This is a genomic window from Actinomycetospora sp. C-140 (assembly GCF_054796175.1).
Genome location: NZ_JBTWNF010000010.1, coordinates 106,767 through 126,998 on the forward strand (window position 1 = coordinate 106,767; position 20,232 = coordinate 126,998).

The 20,232-nt window shown below is 75.5% G+C and carries 20 protein-coding genes; 16 read left to right on the plus strand and 4 right to left on the minus strand.

Annotated features, from left to right (window positions below; translation table 11 throughout):
- The first annotated feature begins 50 nt into the window (after positions 1-50).
- From ACR9E3_RS17830 to ACR9E3_RS17840, 3 genes are all read left to right on the plus strand, one after another.
- Positions 51-3,404, plus strand: a complete 3,354-nt coding sequence (locus ACR9E3_RS17830; RefSeq protein WP_460381814.1) for a BTAD domain-containing putative transcriptional regulator — start codon at positions 51-53, stop codon at positions 3,402-3,404.
- Positions 3,405-3,487: 83 nt separating this feature from the next.
- Positions 3,488-4,510, plus strand: coding sequence for an NAD(P)-dependent alcohol dehydrogenase (locus ACR9E3_RS17835; protein WP_460381816.1), 1,023 nt, complete (start codon positions 3,488-3,490; stop codon positions 4,508-4,510).
- Between the two features lie 15 nt (positions 4,511-4,525).
- Positions 4,526-5,029 (plus strand): cupin domain-containing protein, encoded by a 504-nt coding sequence (locus tag ACR9E3_RS17840; RefSeq protein ID WP_460381818.1) that lies wholly within the window; start codon positions 4,526-4,528, stop codon positions 5,027-5,029.
- A gap of 258 nt (positions 5,030-5,287) precedes the next feature.
- On the opposite strand, the gene ACR9E3_RS17845 is transcribed toward ACR9E3_RS17840, so the two are convergent.
- A complete protein-coding gene (locus ACR9E3_RS17845; protein WP_460381820.1) occupies positions 5,288-6,913 on the minus strand; it encodes a long-chain-fatty-acid--CoA ligase in 1,626 nt (541 codons plus the stop codon).
- A 75-nt stretch (positions 6,914-6,988) separates the two neighbouring features.
- Here ACR9E3_RS17845 and ACR9E3_RS17850 point away from each other — a divergent pair, with 75 nt between their 5' ends.
- The 9 genes from ACR9E3_RS17850 to ACR9E3_RS17890 all read left to right on the plus strand — a co-directional run bounded on the left by ACR9E3_RS17850 (position 6,989) and on the right by ACR9E3_RS17890 (position 14,457).
- Positions 6,989-7,756, plus strand: a complete 768-nt coding sequence (locus ACR9E3_RS17850; protein WP_460381823.1) for a class I SAM-dependent methyltransferase — start codon at positions 6,989-6,991, stop codon at positions 7,754-7,756.
- Between the two features lie 17 nt (positions 7,757-7,773).
- Positions 7,774-9,303: an HD domain-containing phosphohydrolase gene (locus tag ACR9E3_RS17855; RefSeq protein ID WP_460381825.1), complete on the plus strand. Its 1,530-nt coding sequence runs from the start codon at positions 7,774-7,776 to the stop codon at positions 9,301-9,303.
- A gap of 48 nt (positions 9,304-9,351) precedes the next feature.
- The gene (locus tag ACR9E3_RS17860; protein ID WP_460381827.1) at positions 9,352-9,813 is read left to right on the plus strand and encodes a nuclear transport factor 2 family protein; all 462 of its coding nucleotides are present in this window, start codon (positions 9,352-9,354) and stop codon (positions 9,811-9,813) included.
- A gap of 73 nt (positions 9,814-9,886) precedes the next feature.
- Positions 9,887-10,903 carry a methyltransferase gene (locus ACR9E3_RS17865; protein ID WP_460381829.1) on the plus strand — a complete coding sequence of 339 codons (1,017 nt, stop codon included), beginning with the start codon at positions 9,887-9,889 and terminating at the stop codon, positions 10,901-10,903.
- Between the two features lie 113 nt (positions 10,904-11,016).
- Positions 11,017-12,009 carry an anti-sigma factor RsbA family regulatory protein gene (locus ACR9E3_RS17870; RefSeq protein WP_460381831.1) on the plus strand — a complete coding sequence of 331 codons (993 nt, stop codon included), beginning with the start codon at positions 11,017-11,019 and terminating at the stop codon, positions 12,007-12,009.
- A gap of 24 nt (positions 12,010-12,033) precedes the next feature.
- Positions 12,034-12,318 carry a hypothetical protein gene (locus tag ACR9E3_RS17875; protein ID WP_460381833.1) on the plus strand — a complete coding sequence of 95 codons (285 nt, stop codon included), beginning with the start codon at positions 12,034-12,036 and terminating at the stop codon, positions 12,316-12,318.
- Complete coding sequence (locus tag ACR9E3_RS17880) at positions 12,311-12,592, plus strand: SH3-like domain-containing protein (protein WP_352232081.1); 282 nt, start codon at positions 12,311-12,313, stop codon at positions 12,590-12,592. Before ACR9E3_RS17875 ends, ACR9E3_RS17880 begins: the two co-directional genes overlap by 8 nt.
- On the plus strand, positions 12,589-13,179 hold the full coding sequence (locus tag ACR9E3_RS17885) for a nitrile hydratase subunit alpha (RefSeq protein ID WP_460381835.1): 591 nt from the start codon (positions 12,589-12,591) through the stop codon (positions 13,177-13,179). The genes ACR9E3_RS17880 and ACR9E3_RS17885 overlap by 4 nt, the downstream gene beginning before the upstream one ends.
- A gap of 81 nt (positions 13,180-13,260) precedes the next feature.
- Positions 13,261-14,457, plus strand: a complete 1,197-nt coding sequence (locus tag ACR9E3_RS17890) for an MFS transporter (RefSeq protein ID WP_460381837.1) — start codon at positions 13,261-13,263, stop codon at positions 14,455-14,457.
- A 34-nt stretch (positions 14,458-14,491) separates the two neighbouring features.
- Here ACR9E3_RS17890 and ACR9E3_RS17895 read toward each other — a convergent pair whose 3' ends face one another.
- On the minus strand, positions 14,492-15,244 hold the full coding sequence (locus ACR9E3_RS17895; RefSeq protein WP_460381839.1) for a hemerythrin domain-containing protein: 753 nt from the start codon (positions 15,242-15,244) through the stop codon (positions 14,492-14,494).
- Positions 15,245-15,347: 103 nt separating this feature from the next.
- Here ACR9E3_RS17895 and ACR9E3_RS17900 point away from each other — a divergent pair, with 103 nt between their 5' ends.
- Positions 15,348-16,391: a helix-turn-helix transcriptional regulator gene (locus tag ACR9E3_RS17900; RefSeq protein ID WP_460381841.1), complete on the plus strand. Its 1,044-nt coding sequence runs from the start codon at positions 15,348-15,350 to the stop codon at positions 16,389-16,391.
- Positions 16,392-16,393: 2 nt separating this feature from the next.
- On the opposite strand, the gene ACR9E3_RS17905 is transcribed toward ACR9E3_RS17900, so the two are convergent.
- A complete protein-coding gene (locus ACR9E3_RS17905; protein ID WP_460381843.1) occupies positions 16,394-16,876 on the minus strand; it encodes a MarR family winged helix-turn-helix transcriptional regulator in 483 nt (160 codons plus the stop codon).
- Positions 16,877-16,962: 86 nt separating this feature from the next.
- Here ACR9E3_RS17905 and ACR9E3_RS17910 point away from each other — a divergent pair, with 86 nt between their 5' ends.
- Genes ACR9E3_RS17910 through ACR9E3_RS17920 form a run of 3 tightly spaced genes read left to right on the plus strand, consistent with a single transcriptional unit; the run spans position 16,963 to position 19,163 of the window.
- A complete protein-coding gene (locus ACR9E3_RS17910; RefSeq protein ID WP_460381845.1) occupies positions 16,963-17,592 on the plus strand; it encodes an FMN-dependent NADH-azoreductase in 630 nt (209 codons plus the stop codon).
- A gap of 10 nt (positions 17,593-17,602) precedes the next feature.
- Positions 17,603-18,322, plus strand: a complete 720-nt coding sequence (locus ACR9E3_RS17915; protein WP_460381847.1) for a hypothetical protein — start codon at positions 17,603-17,605, stop codon at positions 18,320-18,322.
- A gap of 43 nt (positions 18,323-18,365) precedes the next feature.
- Positions 18,366-19,163, plus strand: coding sequence for an alpha/beta fold hydrolase (locus ACR9E3_RS17920; RefSeq protein WP_460381849.1), 798 nt, complete (start codon positions 18,366-18,368; stop codon positions 19,161-19,163).
- Between the two features lie 3 nt (positions 19,164-19,166).
- Here ACR9E3_RS17920 and ACR9E3_RS17925 read toward each other — a convergent pair whose 3' ends face one another.
- A complete protein-coding gene (locus ACR9E3_RS17925) occupies positions 19,167-20,201 on the minus strand; it encodes a hypothetical protein (protein ID WP_460381851.1) in 1,035 nt (344 codons plus the stop codon).
- Positions 20,202-20,232 lie beyond the last annotated feature (31 nt).

Genomic DNA, 20,232 nt, shown 5'->3' on the forward strand with positions numbered 1-20,232 from the left:
TCGCCCGTTCGGACGCTGGACTTCGGTCCGTCACGCGTGACGCTGACGGTGTGTCGGCACGGGTACGTCTTCTCGGGGCGCTGGAGGTCGAGGACCACGACGCCGTCGTCGACCTCCACGGCGCGAAGGAGCGCCGGTTGCTCGCCGCGCTCGCCCTCCACCCCGGGCAGGTCGTGTCCGAAGGCCGTCTCATCGAGGCGCTCTGGGGGGAGGCGCCACCGCGGACGGCGGGGAAGACGCTGCAGAACCACGTCCTGCGGCTGCGGCGCTCGACCCGGCCCTGCACCGGGCTCGCGGTGGTCACCCGGTCGCCCGGCTATCTGTTCACGGGCGAGACCGACGTCGTCGCCGCCGAGCGGGCCGTGGCCCGTGCTCGTGAGGCGGAGCGGGCAGGTGATCACGCGGAGGCCCTGGTGCTCCTCGACGACGCCCTCGCCCGGTGGCGGGGGCCGAGCCTCGAGGAGTTCGCCGACCTGCCGTTCGCCCGCGGCGAGGCCGCCCGCCTCGAGGAGCTGCGGGAGACGATCCGCGAGGACCGTGTGGCCGTCCTGCTCGCCCTCGGCCGACACCACGAGGCGGTCACCGAGTCGGAGACCCTCGTCGACCGGTGCCCGCTCCGGGAGCGCCGGTGGAACCAGCTGATGCTGGCGCTCTACCGGGACGGGCGGCAGGCGGAGGCGCTGGCCGCCTACCACCGCCTGCGCCGGGTGCTCGCCGACCAGCTCGGGGTCGAGCCGGGGCCGGAGGTGCGCGCGACGGAGGCGGCGATCCTGCGGCAGGACGTCGAGCTGCGCCCGATCGTCATCCGTCGCGAGCCCGCCCCGGGCCGGGTCCCGACACCGTGCGTGGGCCGCGCCCGCGAGCTCGGATCGCTGCTCGCCCACGTGGACGGGCTGGCGACGGGCCGCGGGGCGGTGGTCCTCGTCGGTGGCGAGGCGGGCATCGGGAAGAGCCGCCTGCTCGCCGAGCTCGCGGGCTCGACCGCGGCGACGGTGCTCCGCGGCCGGTGCCTGGAGGGCGCGGGTGCCCGGCCGTTCCACCCCTTCGCCGAGGCGCTGGGGCCGGCGGTGCTGGCCCCGGACCACGCCGGGGACGGTCTGCGGGCCGACGAGCTGCGGGCCCGGGTGTTCGACGGCGTGCTCCGGCACGTGGCCGGCCTCGCCCGGACCGTCCCGCTCGTGCTGCTGCTCGACGACCTCCACTGGGCCGACGCGGACACGGCCGCCCTGCTGCGGCACGTCACCCGCGGCACCGTCGACGTCCCGGTCCTCGTCGTCGGCGCCTACCGCGAGCACGATGTCGACACCGACCATCCGCTCGACGCCGCGCTCGCCGCGATGCGCACGGAGACCGAGTGCTCCGTGCTCCGCCTGGGCGGCATCGACGTGCCCGCGATGACCGACCTGCTCGGTGCGATCGCCGGAGCCCGGCCGTCCGACGACCTCGCCGCGGCGATCACCGCCGAGACCGGTGGCAACCCGTTCTTCGCCCGCGAGATCGCGCGGCACCTCGGCGAGACGGGTGCGCTGAGGGCCGGTCCCGACGGGCGTCTCCGTGCGGACCTCGCGGGCACCGGCACCCCGGACGGCGCACGTCAGGTGGTCGCGCGTCGGCGTCGGCGTCTGTCGGCCGCGGCGAACCGTCTGCTCGACGCGGCCGCGGCGATCGAGGGCCCGTTCCCGTGGGAGCCCGTCCGGTCCGTCGCGGGCGTGGCCACCGATGACGCCCTCACGGCGCTCGACGAGGCGCTCGCGGCCGGCCTCGTCGTGGTCGGCAGGGAGCCCGACCGGTACGACTTCACCCACGCCCTGATCCGGCACGCCGTCTACGAGGCGCTCAACCCGTCGCGTCGGCTCCGGCTGCACCGGGCCCTCGGCGACGCGATGGCCGCGGCGCGGGCCGGTGGCGCCGGACCGGGGGCCGGGCCGGGCGCCGCCGAGGTCGCCGTGCAGTACCACCGGGCGGTCCCGCTCGCCGGGGTCGACGCCGGGGTGGCGCCGGCACTCGAGGCGGCGGAGCAGGCGCGCGGCGCCGGCGCCCACGACGAGCAGGCGGCGTTCCTGCGCATCGCCCTCGACCTCCTGCCCGCGGGCGACGGGCGCCGGGCGGGGCTCGCCGTGCAGCGGGCCGTGGCACTCGCGTGGTCGCTGCGGTTCGACGACGCGGCGGCGGTCGCCCGGGAGGTCCTGGCCGACGACCAGGCCGATCCCTGCTGGCGCGCGGGCGCGGCCGCGGACGTCGCCACTGTCCTCGCCACCGCCGGCAGCAACCGTCACGCCTGGACGCTCGCGCCGATCGGCCTGCGTGTGGCGGGGGAGGACGCCGATCCCGGCAGCCGGGCCGCGCTCACCGTGCTCGACCTGGACCGCCGGGAGGCCGACGACCCCGCCCACCCCGGGATGCCCCTCGACCTGCCGGGCCGTCGCGCGGCGTTGGAGGTCCTGCACCGGTCCGGCCGGCTCGCCGGGCGCGGCGACCTCGCCCGGTACGCCGTGGCCGCGATCTACGGGCGGCGTGAACGGATCCCGGCCGAGGCCGCCGGGGACCCGTCCGTGGCGACGTACCTGGTCGGCGACTACGCGTCGGGTGCGACACGCTTCGCCGACGAGGCGGACGCCGCGCAGGCGCGGGGCCAGCTGGCGTGGGAGGTCTACTGCCGGTCGAGCGCCGGGCGGGCCCTGGTGGCGCTCGGCGAGTTCGCGCAGGCCGCCCGCGAGATCGAACGGTCGGCGTCGCTCGTCGACCGCCTCCCCGGTCTGGGTCTCGGCTGGCAGCTGCTCCACCACCAGGGCGTCGAGGACGCCCTGACCATGGCCCTCGACAGCGGGTGGGCCGAACGGCTCGCCGCGTTCCGGCCGTGGATGGAGCCCGGACCCGAACGCCACTGGGGCAGCGCGGCGATCGACGGGATCGGCGCGCGCATCCACGCCCGGCGGGGCGACGGGCCGGCCGCTCTTCGGCTGCTGTCGCGGCCGGTCCACGCCCTGCAACGGGCCCCGGCGTGGGCGCCCAACTACGGGCGGACCGCCTGCGAGCTCGCCGAGACGCTGTGGTTGCTCGACCGCCGCGACCACCTCGCGGTCGTCGAGGCGGCGCTGCGGGACAAGGCACTGCCCGCGGACTTCCGGTTCCCGATGACGGACGCCCGACTGGCACTGGCCCGCCTGTGCGCGCTCGACGACCGTCCCGAGGAGGCGGGCCGGTGGTTCGCCGCGGCCCGTCGTGCGCTCGAGGACCAGGGCGCCCGGCCGCTGCGCGCCGTCGTCGACCACGACGAGGCGCTCATGCACCACCGTCGCGGCGACCGGGCGGCGGCTCGCCCGTTCGCCGATGCGGCCCGGGTCGCGTTCGCCGATCTCGGGATGCCGGGCTGGTCCCGCCGGCTGGAGGCCGTCTCCGGCTGACCCCCGTGCGACCGCGCTGCGACCGCCGTGCGACCGGTCCTCCGCAGGCTGGCGGCCCTCACGCCCCGGCCCGAGGAGGAGCCATGAAGGCCGTCCGCCTGCACGCCTACGACGAGCGTCCCCGCCTCGAGGAGGTGCCCGAGCCGACCGCGACCGGTCCCCACGACGTCGTCGTGCGCATCGGTGGGGCGGGGGTGTGCCGCACCGACCTGCACATCGGTCAGGGCTGGTTCGCGCCGCTCGTGCCGGTGGAGCTGCCCTTCACCCTCGGGCACGAGAACAGCGGCTGGGTGCACGAGGTCGGCACCGCGGTCGAGAACGTCGGCGTCGGCGACCCCGTCATCTGCTATCCCCAGCAGAGCTGCGGGAGCTGCGCCGCCTGCCGCATCGGCGACGACATGCGCTGCGCGCGCGGCCTCGACTTCACCGGGCTCAACCGCGACGGCGGCTTCGCCGAGCTCCTGCGGACGACCGACCGCGGCGTCCTCCCGCTCGGTCCCGCCCTCGACCCGGTCGCGGTCGCCCCGCACGCCGACGCCGGGCTGACCGTCATGCACGTCGTCCGCAAGGCGATCCCGCTGCTCGGGGCCGGGACGCGGGTCGTCGTGCAGGGCATCGGCGGGCTCGGGCACATCGCCGTCCAGTGCCTGCGTGCCTACACGCCCGCGGAGGTGGTGGCCGTCGATCCGGACCCGGAGGCGCTGAAGCTCGCGAGCGACTGCGGGGCGCACCACGTCGTGGGCGAGCAGCCGGTGGAGGAGGTGCAGCGCCTCACCGGCGGCGCGGGCGCGGAAGCGGTGCTCGACTTCGTCGGCGAGGGCGACGCCGTCGGCACGGCGCTCGCCATGGTGCGCCCCAGCGGAACGTACTTCGCCGTCGGCTACGGAGGCACCCTCACCGTCCCGACGCTGCACCTCGTGTTGCCGGAGATCAGCGTCGTGGGCAACGCGGTCGGCACGCACGACGACCTGCGCGAACTGATGGCCCTGGCGGCGAGCGGGGACGTCGAGGTGCGGACCCGCACGTACCCGTTGGAGGCGTTCGCCGACGCCCTCGACGACCTCGAGCACGGCCGCACCCACGGCCGTGCGGTCCTGGTGCCCTGAGAGAGGAGACGAACCATGACGCACGTCCTGCCCCTGACCGTGGTGCGACCCGGTGAGGGACCCCGCGGGGACCTCGGCCCGATCGGGGTCGACTTCAAGCTGGGCGGCCGCCACAGCGGTGGTGCGCTCGCGATCGTCGAGCACCCGTTCCCGGTGGGCGCCCTCGTGCCGCCCCACCGGCACACGCGGGAGGACGAGTACTCGATCGTCGTCGACGGCGAGATCGGGTTCCGTTCCGAGGATCGTGAGGTCGTCCTCGGCGCCGGCGGCTACATCGTGAAGCCTCGCGGCGAGCTCCACACGATGTGGAACGCCGGGGACCGTGACGCCCGGATGATCGAGGTCATCTCGCCGGCCGGGTTCGAGGGATTCTTCGTCGAGCTGTCGGAGCTCCTGGCCGACGGTCCGCCCTCGCCCGACGCGATGATCGACCTCGCCGGACGCTACGGCGTGGAGTTCGGGCAGCCCGAGTGGCTCCCGGACGTCATCGCGCGGTACGGGCTGACGCCACCCGCGTGAGGGGCCGGCACCCGGCCCGGCGCCGAGGGGACGTCGGGGCGGGGAGCCGGTGGGGGACCTCTCCAGATCGATCTCGCGGGAGTGTCACCAGAGCGGTCGGGCGATCGGTGGCGAGGGCGGCGGCCCGGTTACTGGCTGGTATCGCTCGCCAGGCGAGCGATACCAGACAGTAGTCCCCGGGTCGGCGACCTCGGCACGGCCGAGATCACGGGCGCCTCGTCCACCGCGAGCGCGTGCCTGCGGTGCGACGAGCGCGGCTCAGGAGACCGCCTCGGGCGCCGTCGGCGACCCGGCGACCTCCCGCTCGCGCAGCACCGTCTTCTGCACCTTGCCCGTGGCGTTGCGCGGCAGGGCGTCGACGATCGCGAGGCGGCGGGGGCGCTTGTAGCGGGCGAGCTGGGTGCGGCAGTGCTCGTCGAGGGCCTCGAGGGTCGGGGGATCGGCCGGGTCCGTCGGCACGACCACCGCGAGCGGGGTCTCGCCCCAGCGGTCGTCGGGGACGCCGATGAGCGCAACGTCGGCGACCTGGGCATGGCCGGCCAGCACGTTCTCGACCTCGGCGCAGTAGATGTTCTCGCCGCCCGAGATGATCATGTCCTTCTTGCGGTCGACGACGTAGTAGTACCCGTCGGGGTCCTGCCGCACGAGGTCGCCGGAGTGGAACCACCCGCCGCGGAACGCCTCGGCGGTCTCCTCGGGCTTGTTCCAGTAGCCCGACATCACCAGCGGCCCGCGATAGACGATCTCCCCGACCTCGCCGGGCGCGACGTCCTCCATCGCGTCGTCGACGACGCGGACCTCGACGTTGATCATCGGTGTGCCGACGGAGCCGATCTTGCGGACGGCGTCCTCGCCGCGCAGCGTCGTGGTGACGGGGCTGCACTCGGTCTGGCCGAACGAGGTGACGATCTCGGCGTCCGGGAACGTCGCGATCATGGTGCGCAACAGCGTCGTCGACGCGGGTGCCGCACCCCACGAGCACTTGCGCAGCGCGGAGAGGTCGCGCTCGGCCACGTCGGGCCGGGCGCAGATCGCCGCCCACTGGGCCGGGACGAAGAAGCACCCCGTGACGCGCTCGCGCTCGAGGATCGCGAGCGTCGCGTCGGGGTCGAAGCCGCCCGAGGTCGGGATGACCGTGGTGCCGCCCGCGAACAGCGCCGGCAGGAAGCCGGCGACGCCGGCGATGTGGAACAGCGGCGTGCCCGACAGCCACACGCCCGGCCCGCCGGGCCCGCCGAGGTGCATGGTCGACGAGAACGCGTGCAGGTAGAGGTTCCGGTGGGTCAGCATCGCGCCCTTCGGGGCGCCCGTGGTCCCCGACGTGTACATGATGAACGCGGTGGTGTCGTCGGCGGTCGCGAGCTCGCGGTAGGTCGGGTCCGCGGCGTCGAGGACGTCCTCGAGGTCGCCCCCGATGGTGATCACACGGCGCAGACCGGGAACGTCGGGCCGGGCCTCGCGCACGACGTCGGCCGTGGCGGTGTCGGCGACGACCACGACGGCGCCGGAGTCGTTCAGCGTGTACGCGACCTCCCCGGCGACGAGCCGGAAGTTGACCGGGACGCAGATCGCGCCCGCCCGCAGGACCGCGATGTACGACTCCAGCAGCGCGACCCCGTTGAGGCCGATCACCGCGACCCGGTCGCCGGGTACGACGCCGTCGGCGGCGAGGGTGTTGGCGAGCCGGGTGATCCGGTCGTCGGCCTGCGCATAGGTGCGCCGGACGCCGTCGGCGGCGTCCACGAACGCGACCGCGTCCGGGGTGACCCGCGACCAGCGGGCCAGGATGTCGCTCAGGGTCATGCCCCGGCCGGTGATCGAGCCCGTCGTCGTCATCGCGTCAGCCCCTGCCCGGTCGCCGATCGCCCCCAGTGCCTCGGCCATCCTCTCCGTTCGCCCGCGGACGTGTCACCCTGTCGCCCGAACGTCGCCGTCGGAGCCTGCGAGTGGGTGCCTGCCATGACCGATCAGACCGTCGAGCACTACGAGCGCGTTGCCGGCAGCTACAACGAGCACTGGACCTACGACCCGGACTACGTGCGTCGGTTCGCCGCGGCCATGGCCGACGCGCTGCGGCTGACCAGTTCCGACGCCATCGCCGACGTCGGGTGCGGGACCGGCCTCTACACGCGCCGGCTCTGCGAGTACGTCGAGCCGGCCCGCCCGGTGCTCTGCGTCGACCCCGTGCCGGCGATGCTCGACCAGCTCCCGGCCTCGCCGCGCCTGCGGCCGCTGGTCGGGCGGGCCGAGGACCTCGCGTCGGGGGAGGTCCCGCTGCCGGACGGCACCCCGCTCGACGCGGTCATCCTCAAGGAGTCGATCCACCACGTCGCGGACCGCGGGGCGACCCTGGCCGGCCTCGGCGGGCTGCTCTCACGCCACGGCCGGCTGCTGATCGTGATGCTCCCGCAGAGCATCCACCACCCGCTGTTCCGCGCGGCGCACGAGCGGTTCGAGCAGCTCCAGCCGGCCCCTGACGCGATCGCCGAGGAGGTCGGGGCCGTCGGCCTGCGCGCGTCGGTGAGCTACCGGACCTTCCACGCCGCGATCGACCGGGACCGCTACGTGCGGATGCTCGAGTCCCGGTACATGTCGGTGCTCTCCGAGTTCTCCGACGACGAGCTGCGCGAGGGCATCGAGCAGTTCCGCCACGCGTACCGCAACGACCCGGTGCTGCGGTTCGAGGACCAGTTCGCCTTCGTGACGGGGTGGGTCCGGCCGGGCTGAGCCCCTACCGTGGGTCGGTGATCCGGACGGCGGAAGTGCTGGCGGCGCTGTCGCTGACCACGGATCTGGCCTCGGGCGTGCCCGTCGAGAAGGGCCTGCGCACGTGTGTGCTCGCGACGGCCTTCGCCGGCGGGCTGGACATGTCCCTCGAGGACCGCGCGACCGTCTTCCGGGCCGCCCTGCTGCGCTCCATCGGCTGTACGGCGTTCGCCCCGGAGAACGCGGCGTACTTCGTGGACGACACCGCGTTCCAGGCGGCGCTCAAGCGTCTCGACCCCGGGGATCCGAGCGTGTTCGCCGCCCAGCTCGCCCGGTTCGGGAACTGGGTGCCGGCTCGCCAGGGCGAGCTCGCGGCGACGTTCGGTCGGATCGCGGCCACCGTCGGGCCGCTGGCCGCGCGCACCGGTTGCGAGGTGAGCCGGGCGCTCGGTGGCGGACTCGGCATGCCGCCGGCGGTGCTCGACGCGCTCGACGACGTCTACGAGCGGTGGGACGGGCTCGGCATCCCGACCGGTCGCCGCGGCGACGAGCTGAGCCGACCGGCACGGGTCGTGCACGTCGCCGAGCAGGCGGTGTTCGTGCACGCCGAGACCGGCGACGCGGCGGCCGTGGCCGCGGAGGTGACGCGTCGCGCCGGCGGGCACCTCGACCCGGCCCTGGCCGCGGCGTTCGCCCGCGACGCCGAGGCGTTGCTGGCGGCCCTCGACGTCCCGGATCTCCTCGCGGCCGTCCTGGCCGCCGAGCCCGGGCCCGGCGCGCGGGTGGGCGCCGAGGGCCTCGAGTCCTTGTGCCGCGCCCTCGCCGTGGTCGCCGACCTCAAGGGCACCCATCTCGTCGGGCACTCCCCGCACGTGGCGGCCGTGGCCGACCGGGCCGCCGCGGCGGCCGGCCTCGACGACGGCGCCCGCGCCGCGTTGCGTGCTGCGGCCCTGCTGCACGACCTCGGGCGCACGGCCGTGCCGAGCTCGGTGTGGGACCGCACCGGTTCCCTGAGCGCTCACGACCAGGAGCGGGTCCGGCTGCACAGCTACTGGACCGAGCGCGTGCTGCGCCGCTGTCCGGGCCTCGAGACCTACGCCGAGACCGCCGCGGGCCACCACGAGCGCTGCGACGGCAGCGGCTACCACCGCGGCGTCCCGGCCGGCGACCTCCCACGGGCGGCGCGCCTGCTCGCCGCCGCCGACGTGTTCGCCGCCTGCCGCGAGCCCCGGCCGCACCGGCCCGCGATGGCCGACGACGCCGCCCGGCGCGTGCTGGCCGACGAGGTCGCGGCGGGCCGGCTCGACGCCGACGCGGTCGGGGCCGTCGTCGACGGTGCCGGACTGGCGCCGCTGCCCCGGGCCTGGCCGTGCGGGCTCACCGACCGCGAGGTCGACGTTCTTCGACGCGCGGCGCGGGGGCTGTCGAACCGGGCGATCGCGACCGACCTCGGCGTCTCCGAGCGCACCGTCGGCCACCACCTCGCCCACGTCTACGACAAGACCGGGCGCCGCACCCGCGCCGGCGCCGCCGTGTTCGCCGTCGAGCACGGGCTGCTGCCCGCATAGGTCGTTCGACCGATGTGCCGATGGGGCGCGGGCGCGACCGTGACGTCCATGACCAGCACCGACACGTCAGCCACCTCCGCCACCCCCACCACCACGAACGCGGCCACCGTCGCGGGGATCTACACGGCCTTCGGTCGCGGTGACGTCCCCGCGATCCTCGCGACGCTGGCCGACGACGTCGCCTGGGACGTCTGGCCGCGCAACTTCGGCCAGGAGTCCGGCGTGGAGCACCTCCGGGCCCGTCGCGGGCCCGCCGACGTCGCCGGGTTCTTCGGCACCATCGGCACCTGGACCGTCCGGTCCTTCGAGGTCCGGGACGTCATCGGGACCGGCGACCAGGTCGTCGCGCAGATCGTCGCCGACTTCGACCTGCCCGGCGGCGGCCGGCTCCACGACGACGAGCTCCACCTCTGGACCTTCGACGACCGGGGCCGCGTGCGCGCCTTCCGTCACTACTGCGACACCGCCGCGCACCTCGCGGCGCAGAACGGCGAGGACACGTCGCCCTGAGGGCACCGTCGGGGGAACGACAGCGCGCGTTCGGCGGCTCGTGGCCCGGTCGAGGTCGCGTCACCATCCGGTCATGCCGCCGGAGGCGCCACCACTGCGCATGATGCGGCTGCTCTACGGCTCGGTGACCGCGCAGCTCGTGTCCGTCGTCGCCGAGCTGGGCGTCGCCGACCTGTGCGCGCACGGTCCGCGCGAGGTCGGTGACCTCGCCGCCGCGGCGGGTGTCGACCCCGGCGCGCTCCACCGCGTCCTGCGCGCGCTGGCGTCCGCCGGGGTGTTCACCGAGGTGGCGCCGCGCTGCTTCGGGCTCACCGACCTGGCGGGGACGCTGCGCACCGACGTCCCCGGGTCGATGCGCGACCACGCCCGCAACTGGGGGTCGCCGGAGTACCGACGGACGTTCGGCGACCTCGGGTACTCGTTGCGCACCGGGAAGCCGTCGTTCGACGCCCACCACGGCACCGACTGGTGGACCTACCTCGCGACGTATCCGGACCGGGCTGCGGGCTTCGATCGCGCGATGGGCAGCCGTGCCCGTCATCTGGTCGCCGCCGCCCTCGACGCGGTCGACCTGGCCGGGGTCCGTCGGCTCGTCGACGTGGGCGGCGGGCGGGGCGAGCTCGTCGCCGCGGTCCTGGCCCGCCATCCCGGTATCCGGGCGGTCGTGCTCGACCGCCCGGAGGTCGTGGCCGGCGCCGCTGCGCTCGTCGGCGACCGGGCCGAGGTCGTCCCCGGTGACTTCTTCCGTGCTGTTCCTGCCGGCGCCGACTGCTACGTGCTCTCCAGCGTCCTGCACGACTGGGAGGACGACGACGCCGTCACGATCCTGCGTGTCGTGCGCGCGGCGATGGCGCCCGACGGCCAGGTGCTCGTCCTCGAGACGGTGCTCCCCGAGGGCGACGAGCCGCACGTCGGCAAGATGCTCGACGTCCTCATGCTCGCGCTCGTCGGCGGCCGGGAGCGCACCGAACGGGAGTACGCGGAGCTCCTCGCGCGCGCCGGGCTGCGCCTGGCGCGGACCGTCCCGACCGCGGCTCCGGTGAGCGTGCTCGTCGCCACGTGCCGTGAGCACTCGCCACGTCGGGCGTGAGGGATCCTCCATCCGCCGGTACCGCTCGCCGAGCGTGCGGGGAAACCGCCGGTGGCGGGCGGCCGAGCGTGCATGATGACGGCGCCACTGTCGTCAACCCCGGGTGTCACGGAGTGCGAGGAGTCCCTGAGCAGGGCCGACACCGCCGGACCGGGTCCGGTGGGCTGGTCCACCCTGCGCTGTTCTACGGCGACGACGCCGCGTACGTCGCGGGCACGGTCCCGTTCCTGCGCGAGGGGATCGCGGCGGGGAGCCCGGTGATGATGGCGGCCCCGCCGAGCCGGCTGGACCTCGTCCGCGACGGGCTCGGGCCGGACGCCGCCGACGTCGCCTTCCACGACATGACGGTCGCGGGCCGCAACCCCGGTCGGATCATCGCGAGCGTCCTGCGGGCCTTCGCCGACGAGCACGCCGACCAGGACGAGGTCCGGATCATCGGCGAGCCGATCTGGGCGGGACGCGGCCCGGACGAGTACGCGGCGGCCGTCCAGCACGAGGCGCTCATCAACGTCGCCCTGGCCGACCGCCCGGTCGCGGTCCTCTGCCCGTACGACACGAGCGCGCTCGACCCGACCTGGATCGCCGACGCGGCACGGACCCACCCCGTGGTGATCGAGAACGGCGCGACCGCGACGAGCGACCGCTACGCGGACCCGGCCGAGCTCGCCCAGTGGTTCAGCGGGCCCCTGGACGAGCCGGTGGAGCTCGGCGAGACGCTCGTCTTCGACGCCCCGACCGGGCCGCGGGTGGTGCGCACGGCCGTCGCCGAGCACGGACTGCGCGCCGGTCTCGACCGGGCCCGGACCGGCGACCTGGCGCTCGCGGCCTACGAGGTCGCGGTCAACACCGTCCTGCACACCGGGCGTCCCGGCCTGCTCGCGCTGTGGACGCGGGAGCGGACCGCCACCGGGGCCGCCGCCGTCGTCTGCGAGATCCAGGACAGCGGGTGGATCGCCGACCCGCTCGTGGGCCGGCGCGGTTGCGGACCCACCGACGGCCGGGGGTACGGGCTGCACCTGGCCCACCAGCTCTGCGACCTCGTCCGGGTGCACAGCGACCCGGACCTCGGGACGACGGTCCGCATGACGGTGGACCTGCCGCGCTGACGCGCGCTCCGGTAGGAACGACCCGTGAGCAGGATCAACGACGTCGGCGGGATGGTCGGGTTCCCGGCCATCGTCGAGGAGCCCGACGAGCCGCCGTTTCACGCCGACTGGGAGGCGCACGTCGTCGCCCTGAACGGGGCGATGCTGCGCCGCGGCGTCTACAACCTCGACGAGTTCCGCGACGCGATCGAGCGCATCCCGCCGCAGGACTACCTCGCGTCGACGTACTACGAGAAGTGGTTCCTCGCGATCACCACCCTGCTCGCCGAGAAGGGGATCGCGACGCCCGAGGAGCTCGCCGGTGCCTGACCGCTTCGTCGCGGGCGACCGCGTCCGCACCCGCATCGCCGACCCGCCCGGCCACACCCGGCTGCCGCGCTACGCGCGCGGGGCCCGCGGCGAGATCGTCGCCACGGCCGGGCACCACCCCCTCGCCGACGAGCGCGCCCGCGGGCTCGGGTCGGCGCCGCGGGCCGTCTACCACGTGCGGTTCCCGGCGAGCGAGCTGTTCGGCGACGGCGAGCACGCCGTCGTCGTCGAGCTCTGGGAGGACTACCTCGAACCCGACGGGAGCAGGTCATGAGCGGCGACCACGCGAGTAGTCCGGTCGCGGCGCAGGTGCGCCACGTCGAGGCGCTGCTCGAGGAGCGCGGGTGGCTCGCACCCGGCGAGGTCGACGAGCGCATCGACGCCTTCGCCGCCGGCGGCTCGCCGGCGCACGGTGCGGCGATCGTCGCCCGGGCCTGGGCCGACCCGGGCTACCGCGAGCGGCTGCTGGCCGACGGGACCGCCGCGATCGCCGAGCTCGGGTACTCCATGGGCGGCGCGCTGCAGGAGCAGAAGCTCACGGTGATGGCGAACGGCCCGGACGAGCACCACGTCGTCGTCTGCACGCTCTGCTCCTGCTACCCGATCGCGCTGCTCGGGCCGTCGCCGGGCTGGTACAAGAGCGAGGCCTACCGCTCGCGGGTGGTCCGCGACCCACGCGGTGTGCTGCGCGAGTTCGGTGTCGAGCTGCCCGCCGCGACCCGGATCACCGTGTGGGACGCGAGCGCGGAGTCGCGCTACCTCGTCCTGCCCCGTCGGCCGGACGGCACGGACGACCTCGGCGAGGCGGAGCTCGCCGGGCTCGTGACCCGCAAGGGGCTGATCGGTACCGCGCTGGTCTGAGGTCAGGGCGTCGGTCCCCGGGACGTGACCCTCGCCCGGAACGGCCCCGTGCGTCCGGTACTCCGTTAGCGTTGCTCAACGATGACGGAGCAGTCGGCGCTGAGGGTCGGGTCCGGCGCCGTCGCGATCACGACCGCGACGGTGCTGCCGGTGTTCCTGCTCGGGGCGCTGTCGGTGCAGATCGGCGACGAGCTCGGGTTCGACCCGGCGGCGCTGGGACTCGTGGTGTCCGCGTACTTCGGGGTGTCGGCGCTGGTGTCGCTGCCGGTCGGGAAGCTCGTCGAACGCCTCGGCTCACGCCGGACGAGCCGGATCGCGCTCGTCGGTGCGGCGATCGCCATGCTGCTCACCGCCTGGCTCGCCCGTAGCTACGCGGCCGTCGTGGCGATCGTCCTGCTCGGGGCCTGGACGAACGTCATGGGCCAGCTCAGCACGAACCTCACCCTCGCCCGCGCGATGCCGCCCGCGCGCCTCGGGCTGTCGTTCGGGGTCAAGCAGGCGTGCGTGCCCCTCGCGACGCTGCTCGCGGGCCTCGCCGTGCCCGCGGTGGGCCTGACGGTCGGCTGGCGCTGGGCCTACGTGATCGCGGCCGGCATCGCCCTGGCCGCCCTCGTCGCCGCGCCCCGCGGGGCGGGCCCGGAGGAGCGCTCGGGCGACCGCGCCGCCGACCGCGCGACCGGGGCCCTCGCGGTGATCGGCGCCGCGGCGGGGCTCGGCGCCGCGAGCTCGACCGGCCTGAGCATCTTCCTGGTGGCGTCGGCGGTCGACGGCGGCGTCGCGCCGGGCACCGCCGGCCTCGTGCTGACGCTCGGCAGCGTCGTCGCGGTGATCATGCGGATGGTGCACGGATGGCTCGCCGACCGTCGCGCGGGCGGGCACGTCGCCGTGGTCGCCGGCTGCTTGCTGCTCGGCGCGGCCGGGGTCGTGCTGCTCGCGGTGCCGGGGTCGGTCGCGCTGGTCGTGGGCACCGTTCTGGGGTTCGGGCTCGGATGGTCGTGGCCCGGCCTGCTGCAGTTCGCCGTGGTGCGCCTCAACCCGACCGCCCCGGCCGCCGCGACCGCGATCGTGCAGGTCGGGGTGTACGCGGGCGGGTGCCTCGGCCCCGTCGGCTTCGGCCTGCTCGCCACCGGGATGTCGTTCGCGACGGCGTGGGTCGTCGCGGCGGTCGCGATGCTCGTGGCCGGGGGAGGGGTCCTGGTCGGGCGGCAGATGCTCCTGCGGCACCCCGCTGCGGCAGCGAGCCGCGCCGTCCGTCGCGAGGTGCCGGCGTCGTCCTGAGGGGCGTCCGTCCGCGGTGGAGCGCGACCCGGGATCAGGGACGGGCGGTGCCGTGGATCCGGGCGGCGCGGCGGGCGTAGACCCGGGGAGCGAGGCGGGGCACGAGCGCGCGGACGGGCGCCGGGGCCTCGGCGAGCATCCCGGCGAGGACCTCCGGGTCGCCCTCGTAGGCGAACATCCCGAAGACGAGCAGCATCGCGCTCGCCGGCACCGCGGCGGCGCCGGCCTCGCCGACGGCGCGCCACTGCGCCTCGGTGAGGTGGGCGGCCGCGAGGGGGAGCAGGGTGCGCTCCTCGGTGTCGAGGTGCTCGGCGAGCAGCCGGTGCAGCTCCCGCAGCGCCGCCATCAGCGCGTCGCGGGCGTCGACGTCGGCCCGCTCGACCCACGCACGCCGGGCGTCGGCCACGCAGCCGAGCGCACGGTCGAGCCCCTCGTGCTGGGCCTCGGCCTCGGCGAGCAGGGCACCCGCGCGGGCCGGGGCCTGCGCGCGCAGCGGGGGCCAGAGGAGCTCGTCCTCCCCGGCGTGGTGGTGGTGCAGCAGGTCGCAGAGCAGGCCGAGGTGCCGGTCGACGCGGACGGCCGCCCGTCGGGCTCCCGCCGGGACCCGGGCGACGACGGCGGGCGCGAGACGGAACTCCCGGAGCAGGGCGGTGTGGACGACGACCATGTCGCGGACGTCCACGAGCGGACGCTCGGCGGGCACCCAGCGCGCCCGGGTGTGGTCCCACCAGCAGTGGTCGGTGTTGTCGGCGTGGTCGGTGTCGGCGATGTACGCAGCGTTGTCCATGGCCGAGAGCGTGCTAAGCCGAGCGGGGGGCCCACATCCCAAGAACCTGGGGATTGTCACGCTGGGTATTCCATCTCGGGCCGGCGACGCTCACGATGAGTGCATGGCTCCCCCGCAGCGCGCCCTGGCCGACCGGCTCGGGGCCGCGATGGACGCAGCGTCCGACCTGCCGGCGCTCGCCCAGGCGGTCTACCGGACGGTGGCCCGTCACGTCCCCTTCGACTTCGCGTGCTTCGCCGCCACCGACCCGGCCACCGGGCTGGTCACCTGGGCGTCCAAGACGCGGGACCTCGGCGTCGGCGACGAGGAGTGGGCCGCGCTCGAGTACGGGCCGCCGGACGTCAACTCGTTCGCCGAGATCGCCACCCGGCGGCCGCCGGTCGGCGTGCTCTCGCTGGACACCGACGGCCACCCCGAGCTCTGCCGGCGCCACCGCGAGTTCCTCTTCCCGCGCTTCGGCTTCACCGACGAGCTGCGGGTGGTGTTCCTGGGGCGTGGGGCCCCGTGGGCGGCGATGGCGCTCTCCCGGGGCCGGGACGAGCCGCCGTTCGCCCGCGCCGAGGCCGAGGCGCTCGGCGCGGTGGGCGAGCTCGTCGCCGAGGCGGTCCAGCGGCGGCTGTTCGCGCTCGGGTGTCCACCGGGCGGGCCGGGCGCCGACGCGGCGGGTCCGGCGGTGCTGATCGTCGACGGCGGGAACCGGGTCACGCACCTGACGCCGGCCGCCCGCGCGACGATCGACGAGCTCGGCGGCTGGGACCATGGCGCGCTGCCGGCCAACCTGCTCGCGGTCGTCGCCGCCACCCGGACCGGCGGCGAGCACACCGAGACGCGGGCGCAGGCCGGGTCCGGGCGGTGGCTGAGCCTGCGCGCCGCGGCGCTCGCCGGGCCGCCCGGGAGCAGCGACGTCGTCGTCACCGTCGAGCCGACCTCGCGCGCCGCACTCAGCAGGCTCGCCCTCGCCGCCCACGGCCTCACCGCCCGCGAGGAGGACGTCGCCCTCCTCGTGCTGCAGGGGGCGAGCACGCGGGCGATCGCCGCGACGCTGCACCTGTCACCGCACACCGTGCAGGACCACCTCAAGGTCGTCTTCACCAAGCTCGGCGTCGGCAGCCGCCGGGAGATGACGGCGCGGCTCGTGCTCGCCTGACGTCACCCGCCCTCGTGGGGCGCCAGGACGCGCGTGAGGGCGTCGCGCAGGGCGGCGAGCTCCTCGGGTCGCACGTGGTCGGCGAAGTGGCGGCGGATCGCCCCGAGGTAGACCGGTGCCGCGCGCCGCAGTGCCGCCCGGCCGTCGTCGGTCACCACGGCGAAGGAGGAGCGCCGGTCCTGTGGGTCGGGGTCGCGGCGGACGAGACCGTCGGCCGCCATGTCATCGACCAGCCGGCTGATCCGCGAGCGGGACAGGACGACCCGGGCGCCGAGCTCCTGCATCCGTAGCCGGCGCTCCGGCGCCGCGTTCAGCTCGAGCAGGATGTCGTACCAGCTCAGCGGCACCCCGGCGCCGCGCTCGACCTCGCGCCCGATCACCGGCACCAGCGCGGCGTGGGCGCGCAGGACCAGCGACCAGGCCTGCACACCGGGGTCGTCGGGGTCGGGGGACGGCCGCGGATCACTCTCGGTGGAAGCGCTCACCTCGGCAGCTTACTTGACGCGTGCGCACGCACATAGTTCTATTGCGTGCAGACGCACATAAAGCGTCGAGACACCGAGGAGGAGCCATGACCCACCTGCTGCACCTGTCCGCCAGCCCCCGCGGAGCCGCCAGCGAGTCGCTCGCCATCGCCGGGACGTTCGTCGACACCTACCGGGAGCGGCACCCCGAGGACACCGTCGACACGTGGGACCTGTGGGACGGCACGCTGCCGGCGTTCGGTCCGGCCGCGGTCGGGGCGAAGATGGCGGTGTTCGCCGGCGCGGACCCGCAGGGGGAGGAGGCCGCGGCCTGGCGCGCCGCGCGCGCGGCGTTCGACCGCTTCGACGCCGCCGATCGCCTCCTGTTCAGCGTCCCGATGTGGAACGGCGGCATCCCGTACGTCCTCAAGCAGCTCATCGACGTCGTCTCGCAGCCCGGCATGGTCTTCGGTGTCGATCCTGTCGAGGGCTACACCCACCTGCTCGCCGGCCGGGGCAAGCGGGCCGCCGTCGTCTACACGAGCGCCGTCTGGGGCCCGGCCCTCGGGCCCGAGTTCGGGACCGACTTCCAGTCGCTCTACCTCGAGGACTGGCTGACCTGGACCGGCATCACCGACATCAGCGAGGTCCGCTTCCACCCGACGCTGACCGGCGACGCCGCCGAGGTCCGCGTCAAGGCCCACGCCGTCGCCCGCGACGTCGCGGCGACCTTCTGAGGAGGCACCGATGTCCCTCACCGGAGCTCCCGCCCGCCACCAGACCCTCTGGCCCACCGTGGCCCACCGTCCGCACGTCCATCGGCGCCCGGCCCCGCCCGTTCACGCGACGACGGCGCGGGCCGCCGCGGTCCTCACCCCGCTCGGCGTCGCGCTCGCCCTCGCCAGCACGGTCGTCGACCCGCCGTCGCGCGAACCCGAGCCGCGCGGCATGTACGTCGCGTACGGCGCCGACCCGACCGCCGTCGACGCCGCGGCGACCTTGTTGCACCAGGGCGCTCTCCTGCTCGGCGTCGGGCTGCTCCTCGCGGGTCTCGCGCTCGTGAGTGGTCGCGGGCGCGTCCTCGCCGGCGTCGGCGGAGCGCTCGCCGCGCTCGGCTTCCTCGACCTCTCCGGGTCCGTTGCCGAGGACTGGTTCGACGCGCACCTGGCCGCGGTCCTCGGCCCGGACCGGGCGATGGTGCTGGGCCAGCAGGCCCTCGACGCGCCGGGGTACACGCTCGGCTGGATGCTGCCGATGCTGGTCGGCACCACCCTCGGGCCGTGGGTGCTCGCGATCGGCCTCGCCCGGTCCGGGCTGCTGGGGTGGTGGACGGTGGCGCTGCCGGTGCTCGCCACCGTCGCGTTTGCGGCGTCCGACGCGCTCGGCACGGCAGGCTTCCCGATCGTGCTCGCGGTCCACGGGGTCTTCGGCGTGATCCTCGCCCGAGCCCTCTGGCGGGCCCCCTGATCTGCCGTACAATGTACGGTGCGGACCACCACAGGAGGGCGCCGTGCGTCACGGCTTCGCGGACACCCGGTACGGCCAGGTGCACCACGTCGAGGCGGGCGCGGGGGAGCCGGTGCTGTTCCTGCACCAGACGCCGCGCTCGTGGGACGAGTACCGCGACGTCCTGCCCCTGGTCGGGCGCTCGGCCCGGGCGATCGCGATGGACACGCTCGGGTTCGGGATGTCCGCCCGTCCCGCGGAGACGTGGACCATCGAGCTCTTCGCCCGCGGTGTCGTCGATCTCTGCGACGCCCTGGGGCTCGACCGCGTGACGCTCGTCGGCCACCACACGGGCGCGGTGATCGCGACCGAGGTCGCCGCGAGCGTGCCGGACCGGGTCGCCGGGCTGGTGGTCTCGGGCATGCCGTTCGTCGACGCGGACCGGCGGGAGCGGGTGGCGAGCGGGCGGCCGCCGATCGACGCGGTCACCCGCCGCGACGACGGCGCGCACCTGCGCGCGCTGTGGGACAACCGCGCCCCGTACTACCCCGCCGACCGGCCGGACCTGCTGGAGCGGCTGGTGCGCGACGCCCTCGGCGTGATCGACCGTGTCGAGGAGGGCCACGAGGCGGTCAACCGTTACCGCATGGAGGACCGCATCGGCGCCGTCTCCGCACCCACCCTCGTGCTGTGCGGCGACCTCGACACGTTCTCGCTGCCCGACGTCGACGCGATCCTCGCCGCGATCCCCGGAGCGGTCGCGGAGACGCTGCCGGGCACGGGCGTGCCGACGGTCGACCACCGGCCCGAGCTGTTCGCGGACGCCGTCGTGCGCTTCCTCGGGCGCGTGCCGGCCGGCTGACGGTCAGGCGGCGCCGCGCCCGTGGTCGGGGCCCGGCGAGTCGTCCGCCGTCGCGACCTCGGAGCCCGACGCGGCCACGAGGACGGGCGCGTCGTCCAGGTCGGGCAGCTCCAGGGTGCGGCGGAGCTCGGCGAGCTGGGTGGTGACGCGGCGGCGGTGCTCGTCGAACGCGCTGGCCGCGGCCGACGCCGCGTCGAGCCGCGCCGCCGCCTCCTGCTCGACCGACCGCGCCCGGTCCTCCGCCGTCCGCCGCTGCTCGTCGGCGTCCGCGAGCGCCGCCGCGGACTCGGCGCGCCGGGCGGCGAGCGCGGCGGACAGGTCCTCCTCGAGGCGGCGGCGTCGCATGTCGGCGTCGTCGTCGCGGCGCCGGCGCTCGGCGGCCGCCTCGCCCTCGAGGCGCTCGATCTCGGCGCGTGTGCGCTCGAGGAGCTCCTGCTGCTCGGCCTCGGTCTCCTCGCGGCGGCGCCCGACCTCGTCGCGCAGCTGCTCGGCGTCGCGGCGCATCGTGCGCGCCTGCTGCTCGGCGCCGGCGACGATCGCCGCGGCCTCCTCGGCGGCGTCGGCCAGGCGGGCGCGGCTGCGGCGGTCGGCATCCTCGGTCGTCGCGGTGGCGCGGGCGACGGCCTCCGCGACGGTCGCCCGGGCGCGTCCGCGGGCCTCGTCGGTGATCGCCTTCGCCTCGGCCGCCGCGTGCACCCGGATCTGGCCGGCCTCCTCCTGGGCGAGGCGCAGCAGGTGGGTCAGCCGGGTGGAGAGGCCTTCCACCGACATGGGCGACGTCGCCATCCGGTCGACGTCCGTCTGCAGCGCCCGCACCTCCGCCCGGGCCTGCTCCTCGGCCCGCACCATCGCGTCGCGGTCGGTGGTCATGATCCGCAGGTCAGCCTGCGCGCGGTCGAGCGCCTCCTCGACCTGGGCGCGGTCGAAGCCCCGGCGCACGACGTCGAACCCGGAGCCCCACCAGGGGATGCGGCGCGTGCCGTCGTCCCCGGTCGGGGTGCTGGTGGTGTCGTTGGCTCCTTCTCCGCGGCCGTCCACGATCCCTCCCACGCTCCCGGCCTGATGTCGT